Origin of the sequence: Streptomyces sp. NPDC049970 (assembly GCF_040660235.1) — a bacterium.
Lineage (GTDB): Bacteria > Actinomycetota > Actinomycetes > Streptomycetales > Streptomycetaceae > Streptomyces.
The window spans coordinates 665,265-679,993 of record NZ_JBFALP010000001.1 but is presented as its reverse complement, the minus strand read 5'-3'; the positions used below and the strand labels follow the sequence as shown (position 1 = coordinate 679,993).

The following is a 14,729-nucleotide window of genomic DNA, read 5'->3' as shown; positions in this document are numbered from 1 at the left end:
ATCCCGTCTTGCGACTCTTCATTTAGCCTATGCAACGATCTACGTGCGTTGAGGCCGGCAGACCGCTCGTTACTCAATCGAGGCCGACAGCGGCGTCAGCCACCGACAGCACAAGGATCATGCCCGCACCACCCGCCACCCACGCGAACCAGCCCCGGCCCAGGCGGGCGACCACACTGCGACCACCACGCTCCCGGACGCACGAAAGGCCGCCCTCTCGTGGATGAGAGAACGGCCTCCGACCTGCGTTTCCGCACAGTCGGGACGACAGGATTTGAACCTGCGACCCCTTGACCCCCAGTCAAGTGCGCTACCAAGCTGCGCCACGTCCCGATGCCCGTCTGACCTGGGGTTTCCCCTGGCCGAACGTGCATGAGAACAATACCGCACTTGTACGGGTGCTCACGAACCCGTTTCCGGCGCTTGACCTCAACCTTGCTTGACGTTGAATGCTGAAACGCATGACCACCAACACGATCTCCCCGCCGGTCCACGGATACGACCAGCTGGACCGGCTGATGAGTCTCATGACCGGTGACGAGAAGCACGGGCCGGCCGCCACCTCCACCCTGGACACGCTCTGGGTGCTGTACGACCGGGTGCTGCGGGTCTCCCCCGGCACGGCCGACCACCCAGGCCGCGACCGGTTCCTGCTCTCCAAGGGGCACGGCCCCATGGCCTACTACGCCGTACTGGCGGCGCGCGGCTTCTTCGACGAGGGCCTGCTCACAGGTTTCGGAGGCTACGACTCGCCGCTCGGACACCACCCGGACCGCATGCTGGTGCCGGGCGCCGAGATCGGCAGCGGCTCCCTCGGGCACGGGCTCCCCCTCGCCGTGGGCAGCGTGCTGGGCCTCCGGGCTCAGGGACTGACCGATCCGCGCGTGTGGGTGCTGACCGGCGACGCGGAGCTCGACGAGGGCAGCAATCACGAGGCGATCGCCTACGCGGGACCGGCCGGACTGGAGCAGCTGCACACCGTGGTGATCGACAACGCCTCCGCCACGTACGCCAGGCCGGGCGGGATCGCCGCCCGGTTCGAGGCCGCCGGATGGTCGGCACTGACCGTGGACGGCCGGGACCACGAGGCGTTGCACAGCGCTTTCACCGCGCCGCACCCCGGCCGGCCGCACGCCGTGGTCGCCCGCGTAGCACCCAGACGCTGATCGCGCCCACGCGCCGGTCAGCACCGGTACCGACAGCACCCGAGCCCCGGACCGACACACCTTAGGGACACGCCCATGGACACCATGCGAGACCGCTTCATCGCCACCACCACCCAGCTCCTGGAGGAGGATCCCCGGCTCGCCCTGGTACTCGCGGAAGTCAGCCGCGACGGCTTCGACGGGGCGGAGCGGGCGCACCCGGACCGGGTGGTCAATGTCGGGATCAGGGAACAGCTGCTCATCGGCGCGGGAGCGGGGATGGCCCTCACGGGGCTGCGACCTCTCATGCACACGTTCGCCAGCTTTCTCGTGGAGAGGCCTTTCGAGCAGGTCAAGCTGGATCTGGGGCACCAGGGGGTGGGCGGCGTACTCGTCAGCGCGGGAGGTTCGTACGACTGGCCGGCCGGCGGCTTCACCCACATGTCACCGGGAGACGTCGCACTGCTGGACACCCTCGACGACTGGACCGTGCACGTGCCGGGCCACCCCGACGAGGCCGAGGCCCTGGTACGGCAGGCCGCCGCGGGCGACGGCCGGGTCTATGTGCGCCTCTCGCTCCAGTCGAACAGCGTGGGCCGCCCGGTCACCGGCCCCGGCTTCGACACCGTGCGCCGAGGGGCGCACGGGGTGGTGATCGCGGTGGGGCCGATGCTCGACGGCGTGCTCGCCGCGACGGAGGGCATGGACACGACCGTCCTCTACGCGACGACCGTGCGCCCCTTCGACACGGCAGGGCTGCGCCGCGCGGCGGGCACGGGCCCGGCCGTCGACGTGGTGATCGTCGAGCCCTATCTGGCCGGTACGTCGACGGCGGCCGCCAACGACGCCCTCGCGGACACGCCGCACCGGGTGCTCGGCCTCGGGGTGGGCCGCACCGAGCTGCGCAGGTACGGACAGATGGCGGAGCATCTCACGGCGCACGGCCTCGACGCCCCCTCGCTGCGGCGGCGCATCACCGCGTTCCTGAGCGGCTGAGCCCGTCCGAACCGTCCTGACCCGCTGGGCCCGGCCCTGACCTGGAAGGGCACGGATCCGTCGCCGCCCGCTCGCTGCCGCTCGCCGCGAGGTGGGCCGTCTCCCCCGCAGCCGGTGGGGCCTGCGAGTGCCCGGCCCCTCCAGGCCGGGACCGGACCCGGCGAACCGGCTGACGGGTGGCGCACTCGGTAGTACGCGCCGTGCTGTGCCGGATGATCACTCCGGAGCGTCCAAGGCGTCCTTCCGCAGTTGCACCGCCGCCAGGAGGCTCAGCTTCGGCTCCGCCCGGCGCAGCGCCTTCACCGCCGCGACCGAGGCGATGTCCCCGGTGAAGCCGACGGCTGCCAGCCGGGAGCGGACCCAGCGGGCGCGCAGCTGGGTCTCGGTGGCGGCGGCGGTGGACTCCACGAGTGCGACAGCGCGCTCAAGTCCTGGGCGTTCCGCGGGCGATGCCTCGGCCAGCGCCTGACGCAGTGCCACCGTGACGGTGTCCGAGTCCCGGACGACCAGCACGAAGTTGTGCTTCTTGTTCGATCCCGCAAGAGCTGCCATGTGGATCACCCTGACGGTTGCGCTCCCCGCAGGGCAAGGGACTTGAGGATCTACAGAGGCTCGGCCCGGCCGCGTATCGCACCGGACGGGTGGGATCCGAGCGTCGAACTGCGGGTCAGGGACCGACCCCGAAGGCAGAGAGCGGTGCCGGCGCCGTGGCGTTGATGAGGTGCTGCACGAGCGTGACCAGTGCGCCGGTTCCCGAGCTGGCGATCCGGGCGTCGCAGAGCACGACCGGCACTTCGGGGCCGAGGTCGAGCGCCCCCCGCACCTCGTCCGGCTCGTAGCGGTAGGCGCCGTCGAACTCGTTGACCGCGACGATGAAACCGATGCCGCGGCGCTCGAAGAAGTCGACGGCCGGGAAGCATTCGGCAAGCCGCCGGGTGTCGGCCAGCACGACCGCGCCGAGCGCTCCCTTGGACAGCTCGTCCCACATGAACCAGAACCGCTCCTGCCCGGGGGTGCCGAACAGGTAGAGCACGTGCTGCTCGGAGAGCGTGATCCGGCCGAAGTCCATGGCCACGGTGGTCGACGTCTTGGACTCGATGCCTTCGAGGCTGTCGGTCGCCGCGCTGACCTGTGTCAGGAGCTCTTCCGTGCTCAGCGGCGCGATCTCGCTGACGGCACCCACGAAGGTGGTCTTGCCGACGCCGAACCCGCCCGCGACCAGGACTTTGAGGGCCACGGGAAAGTATTCGGAGCTGTCAGAGCTGTCGTCGTAGACCATCGAGCACTGCCTCCAGCAGAGATCGGTCGGTGGGCATGTCATGGAATGCGGGGGCGTGCGCGGTGACCGCCCCGCAGTCGACCAGGTCGGACAGAAGGACCTTGGTGACGACCGCGGGCAGCCGGAGCTGGGCGGCGACCTCGGCGACGGAGGTGGGGCCGCCGCAGAGTTCCAGGGCCACGGTGTGCTCGGGGCCGAGGTGCGCCCGTGGGGCACTGCCCGTGGCCATCACCAGGGAGAGCAGATCGAGCACGGTGGTCGGCCTCGTGCGGCCGTTGCTCACGGTGTAGGGGCGGATGAGCCGGCCGGCCGCGTCGTCGAGCAAAGGTCCGTCCTGCGGGGCCGGCATCCTCACGGCCCCGGGGCGAACGGCGCTCCGGCCGGCTGCCGGAGCGGCGTCATCAGGTAGGGCCGCACGCTCTTGACCAGCATGGCCATCTCGTACCCCAGTACGGCCGCGTCCGCCTCACGGCCGGCGAGGACGGCGAGACAGGTCCCGGCCCCCGCGGTGGAGACGAACAGCAGTGTCGAGTCGAGTTCGACCACGACCTGCCGCACGTCGCCGTTGTCGCCGAAGCGGGCTCCGGCACTCCGGCCGAGTGAGTAGAGGCCGGCGGCGAGGGCCGCCATGTGATCGGCGCTGTCGGCGTCCATACCGTGGACGGATTTCACCAGCCCGTCCGCGGAGAGCAGGACCGCGCTGCGGGTGTACGGCACACGTTGGACGAGGCCGCTCAGCAGCCAGTCGAGGTCCGAGACCTGACCGGTCGGCATTTCGGTGTTCATGGTGCATCTACTCCTTGAACATGTTCTCGGTTCGGGGATCCGGTTCGGAGGGCTGCGTCCCGGGCCGGATCGCGGCTCGCGGGTCCGTACCCGCCGTCGCGGTGGTGGCCGATCCTCGGAACGGCAGCGGGGCCAGGCCGTGGGAGCGCTGTGCCCCGACGGTCACGGCAGCGGGCACGGGCCCAGCGGAGCCGTACGCGGCGGCGGGTTCCAGCTCGTCTGCGGTCTGGGCCTCTGCCAGGTCGACCCCGCGCCGGAAGGCGGCCATCAGGCCTGGGTCGTGAAGCGCGTCGTCGTCCTCGGCCCGCGGGACGGGTGCCTCACGCAGCTGCGGGACCAGGTGCTCCTGGTTGCTGCGCCTGGGAAGCTGCGGGCGGCCCTGCCCGCTGTCCACGGGCGCCTGCGCCCGGACTTGGACCGGGGCCTGGACGTGGACCTGAGCGGGAAACGGAGCCTCGGCCGGGACCGGAGCCGGGGCCGGGGCCTCGGCCGGGACCGGGGCCTCGGCCGGGACCGGAGCCTGGGCTTCGGTGGGAGTGCCGGCGTCTCCGACCGGCACCGCGGGTTCGGGCGGCCCGACGACCGCTTCGACGGGTCCCGGCGCCCCCGTCGGCCCCAAGGGCTCGGCTGTACGGGCGACGGGCGGGAAGGCGGCGAGGTTCGGACGGTCGACCCGTTCCGCCCGCAGCGGCAACGGCGGCCCCTGGTCCGGAGGCCCGCCCTGCGGGGGCTGTTGTCCCGGCTCCGGCGGTGCCTGCGGCACACGGGCCGGGGGCCGCTCACCGCCCGGCGGCAGCAGCGCGGCTCCGCGTGGCGGAACCGCGGCCGTGCCCGGTTCGGCCGTGGCGTCGATGTCGATGCCCAGCAGGACCTGGGGCAGCACGAGTACCGCCTGCGTACCCCCGTAGATGTTGCTCTGGAGCCGTACGGCGATGCCGTGTCTGCGGGCCAGGGAGGCCACGACGTAGAGCCCGATCCGCCCGTCCTGGAGCAGATGGGCGACGTTGACCTGGTCGGGATCCGAGAGAAGGGTGTTCATCCGCTTCTGCTCGGGCCCGGGCATACCGAGCCCCCGGTCCTCCACCTCGAGGGCGAGCCCGGCGGTGACGCGCTGGGCGCGGAGCAGTACCTGGGTGTGCGGGGCGGAGAACACCGTGGCGTTCTCGACCAGTTCGGCGAGGAGGTGGATCACGTCGGCCACGGCGTGTCCGCGCAGGGTGCCGTCGATCGGCGGTACGAGCTTGACGCGCGGGTACTGCTCCACCTCGGCGATCGCCGAACGCAGCACCTCGGTCACGCTCACCGGGCTGCTCCACTGCCTCCGCGAGACGGCGCCGCCGAGCACGGCGAGGTTCTCCGCGTGGCGCCGGATACGGGTGGCGAGATGGTCGACGTGGAAGAGGCCCTTGAGCAGGTCCGGGTCCTCCACCTCGTGTTCGAGCTCGTCGAGGATCTGGATCTCCCGGTGCACGAGGGACTGAAGCCGCCGGGCGAGGTTGACGAAGACCTCGACCTTCTGTTCGTTCCCGTTGCCACGGAACAGCTGGGAGGCCTGGACGACCGCGGACACCGCCTCGTCCTGGGTCCGTTCGACCTCCTGGGCGAGGAGGTCGAAGGCATCGGCGTCCGGGGCGGCCTGCGGTGTGGCCCTGCGGGCCGGCACGGGTTCGCCGTCGCGGAGCTGCTCCACGAGGCGCTTGAGTTCCGCGTGGTGCTGTGCGCTGGTACGGCGCAGGGCCAGGCAGCGGTCGAGAACGCCGGTGGCGACCCGGCCGGCACCGAGGAAGGCCGCCGCCACGGCTGCCACGGCAAGCGCTCCGGAACCGCCGAGCGCCGCCAGAAGACTGCCGGACGGGCTGACACCGGATGCCCGGACGGTGAAGATGACGGCTGCGGCCCCACTGAGCACCGCGGCCACGGTCGGCAGGACGGCCGTCCGGAGCAGCTGTGGCCGCAGTCGGGCCTCGGGCGCGGACGGTGCGGCACGCGACCGGCTCGCGGCCGAGTGCGAACGGCCGCCCGGACGGCCGTGCCGTCCACCTTCGCGGCGTTCCGGTCGCGCTGTGGGTGCGCGAAGTTGAGACATCATCGTCCTCGGTACGTGGGGGCACCAGGAATCGGCCTTCTTGTGGTGACACCTACGGTGGTCGGTCAGGCCCGGGTCAACGCTTGAGGCGGGCCCGACCGATATGAGCCCACCGTTGATCACCGGCAACACACGGTAGTCGTCAATCGCCCGTGCTCGACGTGCAGTTGTCGAAGTTGCCCACTGGTCGTCCCGCTCTGGTATGAGGCCTCGCACGGGCAGCCGATTACGTACGCCGCCGTTTCCGCACGGGCGTCCAGAAGTCGACCCCGCGTACGAATTCGCGCGCGGCTGCTACAGGACGGCCCTTCGGGGCGTGCGGCACGCGAGGGGAACGCCTGCGGCCCGGTCTGTGCTGCGCGCGACGGGCCCGCAGAGGGGGCGCGGACTGTACGGATTCAGCGGGGGTTCAGGCGGCTTCCGTGGGCAGGAGCGCCGCGGCGCCGTGGAGCGCCACCGCGTGGCGGGACAGGTCGGGTTCGCTCCCCCGGTCCGCCGGCATGGAAGCCGTCAGGGCCAGCCGGTCCCGCCAGCTGTTGCCTGCCAGCGGGACGGCGACGGCGTTCATCCCGACAACCGACTCGCCCACGCTGTCGGCACGACCGACGGACCGGATGCGCGCCAGTTCGGCGAGGAGGCCGGTGCGCGAGGTCAGGGTGCGCCCGGTGAGGTCCGGCAGCCGCTCGCTCGGGTAGAGGGCGAGGACCTGCTCGCTGGTGAGCCCCGCGAGCAGCAGCTTGCCCGCCGAGGTGGCGTGCGCCGGGTGCACTCGGCCGGTCTCCAGCACCGCGCGCACCGGATGGGGCGACTCCCGGCCGTCCGTGATGACGACCTGGTCACCGATCAGTGCCGCGACGCCGACTGTCTCTCCCGTGGCCCCTGCCGCCGAGTCGAGCACCACCTGCAGGCGGGCCCTGATCTCCGGTCCGTAGCCTGCCGGACGGCCCAGGGTGACCAGTTCGGGTCCTGCGGCGTAACCCCGGCCGGAGGCGTCGCGGGTGGCGAAGCCCCGCGCCTCCAGGGTGCTGAGCACCCGGTGCGCGGTGGAGCGTGCCACTCCGAGCTCTCCGGCGGCGTCGGTGACCGAAAGGGTGTCGTGGGTGAGGAAGAGGCGCATGAGGCGCAGTCCGGTGTCCAGCGACTCGATGATGTAGCTCTTCGCGTCGGCCATGGGGTCCTCGGGTCCTCTCGGTGTCACAGGTGCTCCGGACAGCCAGGACAGCGCCATCCTCGTCGTACGGCGTCTCCTCGCCCAGGATTCAGAAAGTTTCCCATTGGACGGAATGGCGGTGGGCGGCCCGTGCGGCGGAAGCGGCGCTCCGCATCGCGGCCTGTGCAACGGGAGCCACGCGCATCCGGAACCGCGCGGCTGTACGAGGTCCGCGGCGAGCAGCCGGTGCGGCTGCGTGCTCGCCGGTTTCGCTCCGGCCGCCGGATTCGCGATCATGGGGAGCGGCGTAACCGGCCGGATCCCGGGAGCGGCCTTCGCGGCGGTCTGCGACGTGGTCGCCGCAGTCACTGTCCTGGCTGGTCACGAGACCCACGAGGTCGCGCCGGCCGAACTGTGCGAACGGCCTCGGCGCCGCTGAGCGGCCCGAGGTCTCCACACCGTAACGAGAGGAAGGAACCGGCATGCCGGTCTTCGCCGTCACCTACACCTACACCGATGACACCGAGGCGCGCGACAGGCACCGCCCGGCGCACAGGGAGTTCCTCGGCGCGCTCGGCGACCGGGGCATCAACCTCTGCTCCGGTCCGTTCGGGCCCGAGGAGGCCGCCGGGGCCCTTGTCCTGATCCGCGCCGACTCCAAGGAAGCCGCCCTGGGGTACACCGACGCGGATCCGTTCCGGGTCAACGGAGTGGTGAGCGCGGTCGACGCGCGGGAGTGGATCCCCGTGCTCGGGCCCCTGGCCGCACACATCTGAGACACCCTCGTCCGCATCATGCCGAGCTCGCGGGGCCTTCGTACGGAGGGCCGCCGGCCGTCGTGGACAGCCCTTCCACGACGGCCGGCATGCCGTGGCACCCCGCGTACGCGGGGCGGCCCCGTCGCGTCGGTCCGGCGGCCGGTCGGGCGTCGTCGAAGGGCGACGGGAGCCGTAAGCGGGCGGAGCTGGTGAAGTAGGTCGGGGCCGGCGGTTAATACCTCGACACGGGTCACGACGATCAGGGACGCTTCGCGCGATGACCAGAATCGATGACACACCGCCTGCGTGGGACGAGCGAACCCAGCTCACCACGTTCCTCGACTACACACGTGACACCGTGCGCGCCAAGTGCGCGGGCGTCTCCGCGGAGAACGCCCGCAAGGCGCTCCTGCCGGGCTCACCACTGATGACCGTGAGCGGAGTGGTCAACCACCTCCGCTGGGTCGAGTACCACTGGTTCCAGGTGGTCTTCCTCGGCGAGGAGGACCGGGGTCCCTGGACCGAGGAGGACCCTGACCGCGAGATGCGCATCGCCGTCGACTTCCCGCTCACGCAGTTGCTCGACGAGTACGCCGAACAGAGCTCCCGCTACCGGGAACTGGTCGCCGGGAACAGCCTGGACGAGCAGGCCCGGGGAGCCGTCCGCAACGGCCTCCACGTCGACCTGCGCTGGATCCTCCTCCACCTCACCGAGGAGACGGCCCGTCACAACGGCCACCTGGACATCCTGCTCGAGTTGCTCGACGGCACAACCGGCACGTAGACGAGCTGTCGGCCGGCGTACGGCGAACTCGACGCCGCCGGCGCCGATCGCGCGGAGATGCCGGGTCCCGGGCCTCTCGGGCCGCACAGCCCTGGACGCGCGGTCCGGAACTCTCGCTGCGGGTCGCGCGGTCCGGGTCGCGTGGTCCGGGGGCGTCAAGTCCGCCAGGTCAGGGGGACCTTGCCCGATGCCGCACACCGCCGACGAGATCCTCGGCAAGGTGGCCACCTGTCGCCGACGAACCTCCGGCCGGGATCACCATGACCGCACGGGTACAGTGCGCGTCGGCAGTCCGGGCACCCGAGGAAGGAAAGCGTGACAGACACCAGCGAAACCCGATCCGTGGACGGTACGGCGCATGCGACCCCGCAGAGTCGACTGCACCGCCTGATGCGCTACATCCCTTTGATCGCACCCGTCCTGCTGTGGACTGTGCCCTGTTGGCTGCTGCTGCACGCCGGCCAGCACTGGCCGCTCCCCGTGGCGCTGGGCGGCACCGCCCTGTTCGTCCTCGGTCTGATCGCCATGCCGCTCACGATGGTCCGCGGCCACGGCCGGCGACAGCAGGACCGGGCGGCGATCATCGGTGACACCCTCCTCGGGGTCAGCTGGGTGCTGTTCAGCTGGTCCGTCGTGCTCGGTGTCCTGCTACGCCTCGGCCTGACCGTGACCGGCGTGGGCGACGGGCAGAGCCGGGCGCGAATCGTCACTTCGGCGGTCCTCGGCGTAGCCGTCGTGCTGCTCGCCTGGGGGTACGCCGAGGCCCGCCGGGTGCCGCGGGTGCGGCAGCTCGACGTACGACTGCCCCGCCTGGGAGCCGGCTTGGACGGCACCCGCGTCGTCCTCATCACCGACACCCACTACGGCCCGCTCGACCGCTCCCGCTGGTCGGCCCGGGTCTGCGCGAAGGTCAACACCCTGGAGGCAGACCTGGTCTGCCACACCGGCGACATAGCGGACGGCACAGCCGAACGCCGCCGGGCCCAGGCCGCCCCGCTCGGCACCGTGCGCGCCACCCGGGCCAGGGTCTACGTCACCGGAAACCACGAGTACTACAGCGAGGCCCAGGGCTGGGTCGATCTGATGGACGAGCTGGGATGGGAGCCGCTGCGCAACAGCCACCTGCTTCTCGAACGCGGCGGCGACACCCTTGTGGTCGCCGGCGTGGATGACGTCACCGCCGAGTCCTCGGGGCTGGCCGGCCACGGTGCCCACCTCGCCGGGGCCCTGAAAGGCGCCGACCCCGACCTGCCTGTCCTGCTCCTGGCCCACCAGCCCAAGTTCGTCGACCGAGCCGCAGCGGGCGGTGTCGACCTCCAGCTCTCGGGCCACACGCACGGCGGCCAGATCTGGCCCTTCCACCACCTCGTCCGTGTCGACCAGCCCGCGCTCGCCGGCCTCAGTCGCCACGGCGCCCGCACGCTTCTCTACACCAGCCGCGGCACCGGATTCTGGGGCCCGCCGTTCCGCGTCTTCGCCCCCAGCGAGATCACCCTGCTCGTACTCCGCTCCCCACAGGGACCCGCCTCGTCCTGAGGCCGTTCGTGGGAACTGCGCCCCCGTCCCTGCGCGGACTGGTGGGCCGGGCCGTGATGCGCCGCCTTCCACCGCGCGGGGGCCGGGCAGGCAGGAGACACGGGCGCGGCAGGTGATCCGGACACCTCGCTCAGCGCACACCTCCCGCTTGCCCTGTGGCCGGGTCGCTGCTCCGCCTCGGTGAGCGGTTGGACCGTACGGGTCTCCTTCTCGAAGAAGGCGGTGGTCCGCTCGATGGCGTCGGCGTCCTCGCAGGGCGGGCGGTTCCGCCGCCGCGACAACCCCTTCCGCGTGCTCTGATCAGCCCATTGCGCTCGTCCGCCTCGGCCCCGGCCTGCTTCGCACCGACCGGCACCGCGGTGCCGGTCGGTGCGAAGCTCTTGGTAATGACGACAGAGGCTGTCAGGTTTGGGGACGACCATGGTGTGACCGGCCCGTGTCGACGACGGGCACAGGCCAGAAACACGCAGAAAGACAGGGAAACTCCATGGAACTCATGCCCGACGCTCCGACTCCGGACCTCCAGGGGAAGATCGCACTGGTCGCGGGTGCGACACGGGGAGCCGGACGAGCCATCGCCGTCCAACTGGGCGCGGCCGGAGCGACGGTCTACGTCACCGGTCGTACCACTCGGCAGCAACGCTCGGAGTACGACCGGTCCGAGACGATCGAGGAGACCGCCGAGCTGGTCAGCGGGGCGGGCGGGACCGGGATCGCGGTGCCGACCGACCACCTGGTGCCCGAGCAGGTACGGGCGCTGGCCGAGCGCGTCGACGCCGAGCAGGGGCGGCTCGACGTGCTGGTCAACGATGTGTGGGGCGGTGAACGACTGTTCGAGTTCGACAAGAAGGTGTGGGAGCACGATCTCGACAACGGGCTGCGGCTGATGCGCCTCGGTGTGGAGACCCACGCGATCTCCAGCCATTTCCTGCTGCCCCTGCTGGTGCGTCGGCCCGGTGGGCTCGTGGTCGAGATGACGGACGGGACCTCCGCGTACAACAGCAGCCGCTACCGCAACTCGTACTTCTACGACCTGGTCAAGAACAGTGTGCTGCGCATGGGGTTCGTGCTCGCGCACGAGCTGGGTCCCTACGGCGGGACGGCGGTGACGCTCACCCCGGGCTGGATGCGTTCGGAGATGATGCTCGAAGCGTTCGGTGTCAGGGAGGAGACCTGGCGCGACGCGCTGGCCGAGGTGCCGCACTTCTGCATCTCGGAGAGCCCCTCGTACGTGGGACGCGCTGTCGCCGCGCTGGCCGGCGACGCGGAGGTCGCACGCTGGAACGGCCGGTCGGTGTCCAGCGGTCAGCTCGCGCGGGAGTACGGCTTCACCGATCTCGACGGCTCGCGCCCGGACTGCTGGCGCTATCTGGTCGAGGTGGAGGAGGCGGGCAGGACCGCCGACGCGTCCGGCTACCGCTGACGGCCCCACTTCCTCAGCCGGACAGCCCGAAAGCCGGAAACGATTGATCCACGGGACCACCGGCGTCCACGTGGAACGGCGTTCCTGAACGATCAGTCAGTCGATCAGGGTGTCGGCGATGATGATGACCAGACCGATCAGCATGTCCAGGCTCCCTGCCCGGCACGAGGACGGCCATCCGTACCCGGCGATGCGGGCGGCCCAGGTACCCCAGCCGAACAGAGCGGCGGTGTTGAACACCAGGGCCGTGTCCACAGCGGTGGCCTCTGACCACCACCCGGCGACCGCGCCGAGCAGTATCCCCACCGTCGGCAGCACGGCGGCGACCAGTGGCCACTCGGCGAGCACCAGCCGCAGTCTGCTCACGGTTGCCGCCCCGTCGGCGGACGCACGCTGGGCGATGACGTGCGCGTACCCGTGGGCGGCGCTTGCCGCCAGCGCGGTGAGCACCACCCACAGCGCGTCCGGACCGGGATCGGCCTGGTCACCCGTCGCGTCCAGCGCGGCCACCAAGGCACTGGCCAGCACCAGGCCGTAGATGCAGCTGAAGAGCGACTCTTCCGCCGGCAGGCGCCGCACGGCCGACCCCGGTGCAGCACCCCCTCGGCGGGCGTGGTCGGCGCGGTCGGGCATCGCATCGCCTCGGTGCGGGAGGAGGGTCGGGTCCGCACATACTCACCCGCGCGACGTCAGGGAGCACGCAGCCACGCGCAAGGGTGGTCGGTCCGCGGGGGAAAACGATCGAGATGGTGGACGGTCCCGCCGCGGCGTATCACTCAGCGACCGAACGAGCGGCCCGAGATCCGCCCCTGCCCGGTCACCGCTCGCCGGCAAGGCTCTTCCTCCTCGCCGCCGTGTTCTTGAGGTCCTTCACCCCTTCCCGGCTGCTGGCCCGTCCTCTCGGTAGGTTCCGGCGCCCGGTAGCCGCTGGTGTCACCGGCGGCCATGCGATGGCGGAGGAGGTCGAATCCTGCTCGGCCGTGGGTCTGGCGAACTCGCCGGTGAGTCGGGCGAGTGCGGTCACCTGCGGGCAGGCCGCCGTGAGGAGGCCGAAAGTGCGGCGAGCGCGAGCGGCACCGTGACCGCGGTGACGAGTGTGCGGGAACGCTGCCGCACGACGGTGGCAGCGGGAGTGACGGACTCCGCTCCTCGTCATGTTCACCACTCCTGCCTCTTCAACTGCCGTCCCGGGTTACTCGCCCGACTGCCCGCTCGAGTTCTGCGCAGCGCAGGCCAGGTCTTTGGCAGGGAGCTTCCCGGTGGTCAGGTACCTCGTCACGGCGTCGTTCGCGCAGGTGTTGGAGGCGTTCGGGTAGATGCCGTGGCCGCCCTGGTCGGCGGTGACCATCGTGGCCCGCTTGCCGAACGCTTCCCGCAGCTTCCTCGCGCCGGCCAACGGCGTACCCGGGTCGCGCTCGTTCTGCACCATGAGGACGTTCGACGGTCCCCGGTCACCGATCTGCACCTGCGGCTCGGTGCGCTTGTCCGGCCAGAAGGCACACGGTCCGATGTTGGCGGTGGACCCGCCGACCAGCGGGTACTTCACACGGTCCACCGCGGTGCTGTACTGATAGGCGACTATCGAGCTCGGCCAGCGGCTGTCGTTGCAGGTCACGTAATAACGGGAAGCCGTGGAGTTCTCCGAGTCCTGCACCGGCGGGCTCGGCGGCACCGGTTCGCCCGTGTCCAGGGCCTGCCAGGTCTTCGCGATCAGAGGCATGTTGGAGTCGACGTACAGCAGGCTGAACGTGTCCAGGCGGAAGCGCGCCCCGTCGTATCCCTGAGCCGGGTTCTTGTCCAGCCTCTCCGCCAACTCGTGGAACTTCCGCTTCACGTGCCGCGTCGTGCTGCCCAGACCGTACTCCGGGTGCGCGGCGGCGTACTTCGCGAAGTCGGGGAACCGGTCCTCCAAGCCACGCCCGAACAGCCGCATGGCCCTGACGTCGTACCCCTTCGGGCCGAGGTTGCTGTCCAGCACGAACCGGTCGCTCTTCTTCGGGAAGAGCGTCGTGTAGACCGCACCGAGGGAGGTGCCGTAGGAGGTGCCGAGGTACGAGATCTTCGACTCGCCGAGGGCCACCCTGATACGGTCCATGTCACGGGCGGTGTTGGCGGTGCTGACGTGCGGCAGCATCCACGACGTCTTCGAGTCGGCGCACTGCCGGGCGACGTCCCGTGCGTGGTCCGCTTCCTTCATGACGTCGGCCGCGGTCCGCGCGTACACCGGCCGGTGCTCCAACTGCTCGGACGTGAGATCGCAGGTCACCGGCGTACTGCGGCCGACGCCACGCGGGTCGAAGCCGATCAGGTCGTACGAGTCCTGCACATCCTGCGGCAGCCCCGAGACGGCGAGCGCGTATGGGTAGCCGAGGCCTCCGATTCCCGGGCCGCCCGGGTTCACGAGCAGCGCGCCGCGGCGCTTTGAGGGGTTCTCGCTCTTGATCCGGGAGACGGCGATGTCGATCGTGCGGCCGTCCGGGTCCGCGTAATCCAGGGGGACTTCGAGCGTCGCGCACTCCAGCTGAGGAGTTGGAGCCTGGCCGGACTTCCCCGGCGCCTTCGACTCCCCTGTTTCGCCGGACTTCTTCTGCGTGTCCTTGCACGAGCCCCACCGCAGGGCCTCGGCCTTCGCCTCGGCGGTGTCCGAGGTCGTTGCCAGCGACACCCCGGCGATGGCGGTCGCCGCCACGGCGGAGGTGGCAAGGCCGAGGGACAGGCCCTTTTTCCTGTGCATGTGATGGTCTCCTCAGGTGTCAGGTGTCAGGTGTCTGTCGGCTGTCAGCCGG

Annotated in this window: 14 protein-coding genes and 1 tRNA gene; 6 read left to right on the top strand and 9 right to left on the bottom strand. The window is 70.9% G+C overall.

The window, feature by feature from the left end; all coding sequences use genetic code 11:
- Positions 1 to 259: 259 nt before the first annotated feature.
- Positions 260 to 333, bottom strand: a tRNA-Pro gene (locus tag AB0I83_RS02965).
- 116 nt (positions 334 to 449) lie between these two features.
- Between AB0I83_RS02965 and AB0I83_RS02960 the strand changes: the two genes are divergently transcribed.
- Both AB0I83_RS02960 and AB0I83_RS02955 read left to right on the top strand, forming a co-directional pair.
- On the top strand, positions 450 to 1,166 hold the full coding sequence (locus AB0I83_RS02960) for a transketolase (RefSeq protein ID WP_363303356.1): 717 nt from the start codon (positions 450 to 452) through the stop codon (positions 1,164 to 1,166).
- Positions 1,167 to 1,241: 75 nt separating this feature from the next.
- Positions 1,242 to 2,141 (top strand): transketolase, encoded by a 900-nt coding sequence (locus AB0I83_RS02955; RefSeq protein WP_363303355.1) that lies wholly within the window; start codon positions 1,242 to 1,244, stop codon positions 2,139 to 2,141.
- A 216-nt stretch (positions 2,142 to 2,357) separates the two neighbouring features.
- On the opposite strand, the gene AB0I83_RS02950 is transcribed toward AB0I83_RS02955, so the two are convergent.
- From AB0I83_RS02950 to AB0I83_RS02925, 6 genes are all read right to left on the bottom strand, one after another.
- Positions 2,358 to 2,693: a hypothetical protein gene (locus tag AB0I83_RS02950; RefSeq protein WP_356530201.1), complete on the bottom strand. Its 336-nt coding sequence runs from the start codon at positions 2,691 to 2,693 to the stop codon at positions 2,358 to 2,360.
- 115 nt (positions 2,694 to 2,808) lie between these two features.
- Positions 2,809 to 3,420: an ATP/GTP-binding protein gene (locus AB0I83_RS02945; RefSeq protein WP_356530203.1), complete on the bottom strand. Its 612-nt coding sequence runs from the start codon at positions 3,418 to 3,420 to the stop codon at positions 2,809 to 2,811.
- Positions 3,398 to 3,769: a DUF742 domain-containing protein gene (locus tag AB0I83_RS02940; protein ID WP_356530204.1), complete on the bottom strand. Its 372-nt coding sequence runs from the start codon at positions 3,767 to 3,769 to the stop codon at positions 3,398 to 3,400. The genes AB0I83_RS02945 and AB0I83_RS02940 overlap by 23 nt, the downstream gene beginning before the upstream one ends.
- A gap of 2 nt (positions 3,770 to 3,771) precedes the next feature.
- Positions 3,772 to 4,206 (bottom strand): roadblock/LC7 domain-containing protein, encoded by a 435-nt coding sequence (locus AB0I83_RS02935; protein ID WP_363303354.1) that lies wholly within the window; start codon positions 4,204 to 4,206, stop codon positions 3,772 to 3,774.
- 7 nt (positions 4,207 to 4,213) lie between these two features.
- Positions 4,214 to 6,292, bottom strand: a complete 2,079-nt coding sequence (locus AB0I83_RS02930; RefSeq protein ID WP_363303353.1) for an ATP-binding protein — start codon at positions 6,290 to 6,292, stop codon at positions 4,214 to 4,216.
- 409 nt (positions 6,293 to 6,701) lie between these two features.
- A complete protein-coding gene (locus AB0I83_RS02925) occupies positions 6,702 to 7,463 on the bottom strand; it encodes an IclR family transcriptional regulator (RefSeq protein ID WP_363303352.1) in 762 nt (253 codons plus the stop codon).
- A 461-nt stretch (positions 7,464 to 7,924) separates the two neighbouring features.
- Between AB0I83_RS02925 and AB0I83_RS02920 the strand changes: the two genes are divergently transcribed.
- The 4 genes from AB0I83_RS02920 to AB0I83_RS02905 all read left to right on the top strand — a co-directional run bounded on the left by AB0I83_RS02920 (position 7,925) and on the right by AB0I83_RS02905 (position 11,943).
- Positions 7,925 to 8,218 (top strand): YciI family protein, encoded by a 294-nt coding sequence (locus tag AB0I83_RS02920; protein ID WP_356530210.1) that lies wholly within the window; start codon positions 7,925 to 7,927, stop codon positions 8,216 to 8,218.
- A 259-nt stretch (positions 8,219 to 8,477) separates the two neighbouring features.
- On the top strand, positions 8,478 to 8,984 hold the full coding sequence (locus AB0I83_RS02915; protein WP_356530212.1) for a DinB family protein: 507 nt from the start codon (positions 8,478 to 8,480) through the stop codon (positions 8,982 to 8,984).
- 315 nt (positions 8,985 to 9,299) lie between these two features.
- Entirely contained in the window at positions 9,300 to 10,520 is a 1,221-nt protein-coding gene (locus tag AB0I83_RS02910; protein WP_363303351.1) for a metallophosphoesterase, read from the top strand.
- Between the two features lie 487 nt (positions 10,521 to 11,007).
- Positions 11,008 to 11,943, top strand: a complete 936-nt coding sequence (locus AB0I83_RS02905) for an SDR family oxidoreductase (RefSeq protein WP_363303350.1) — start codon at positions 11,008 to 11,010, stop codon at positions 11,941 to 11,943.
- Between the two features lie 96 nt (positions 11,944 to 12,039).
- Here the strand turns inward: AB0I83_RS02905 and AB0I83_RS02900 are convergent, their stop codons facing one another.
- Positions 12,040 to 12,576: a hypothetical protein gene (locus tag AB0I83_RS02900; protein ID WP_363303349.1), complete on the bottom strand. Its 537-nt coding sequence runs from the start codon at positions 12,574 to 12,576 to the stop codon at positions 12,040 to 12,042.
- Positions 12,577 to 13,135: 559 nt separating this feature from the next.
- The gene (locus AB0I83_RS02895) at positions 13,136 to 14,677 is read right to left on the bottom strand and encodes an alpha/beta hydrolase (protein ID WP_363303348.1); all 1,542 of its coding nucleotides are present in this window, start codon (positions 14,675 to 14,677) and stop codon (positions 13,136 to 13,138) included.
- Positions 14,678 to 14,729 lie beyond the last annotated feature (52 nt).

Bases quoted from the DNA above. Each gene is read 5' to 3' on its own strand.
- AB0I83_RS02960 (WP_363303356.1), top strand. From the start codon at position 450: ATGCTGAAACGCATGACCACCAACACGATCTCCCCGCCGGTCCACGGA.
- AB0I83_RS02955 (WP_363303355.1), top strand. From the start codon at position 1,242: ATGGACACCATGCGAGACCGCTTCATCGCCACCACCACCCAGCTCCTG.
- AB0I83_RS02950 (WP_356530201.1), bottom strand. From the start codon at position 2,693: ATGGCAGCTCTTGCGGGATCGAACAAGAAGCACAACTTCGTGCTGGTC.
- AB0I83_RS02945 (WP_356530203.1), bottom strand. From the start codon at position 3,420: ATGGTCTACGACGACAGCTCTGACAGCTCCGAATACTTTCCCGTGGCC.
- AB0I83_RS02940 (WP_356530204.1), bottom strand. From the start codon at position 3,769: ATGCCGGCCCCGCAGGACGGACCTTTGCTCGACGACGCGGCCGGCCGG.
- AB0I83_RS02935 (WP_363303354.1), bottom strand. From the start codon at position 4,206: ATGAACACCGAAATGCCGACCGGTCAGGTCTCGGACCTCGACTGGCTG.
- AB0I83_RS02930 (WP_363303353.1), bottom strand. From the start codon at position 6,292: ATGTCTCAACTTCGCGCACCCACAGCGCGACCGGAACGCCGCGAAGGT.
- AB0I83_RS02925 (WP_363303352.1), bottom strand. From the start codon at position 7,463: ATGGCCGACGCGAAGAGCTACATCATCGAGTCGCTGGACACCGGACTG.
- AB0I83_RS02920 (WP_356530210.1), top strand. From the start codon at position 7,925: ATGCCGGTCTTCGCCGTCACCTACACCTACACCGATGACACCGAGGCG.
- AB0I83_RS02915 (WP_356530212.1), top strand. From the start codon at position 8,478: ATGACCAGAATCGATGACACACCGCCTGCGTGGGACGAGCGAACCCAG.
- AB0I83_RS02905 (WP_363303350.1), top strand. From the start codon at position 11,008: ATGGAACTCATGCCCGACGCTCCGACTCCGGACCTCCAGGGGAAGATC.
- AB0I83_RS02900 (WP_363303349.1), bottom strand. From the start codon at position 12,576: ATGCCCGACCGCGCCGACCACGCCCGCCGAGGGGGTGCTGCACCGGGG.
- AB0I83_RS02895 (WP_363303348.1), bottom strand. From the start codon at position 14,677: ATGCACAGGAAAAAGGGCCTGTCCCTCGGCCTTGCCACCTCCGCCGTG.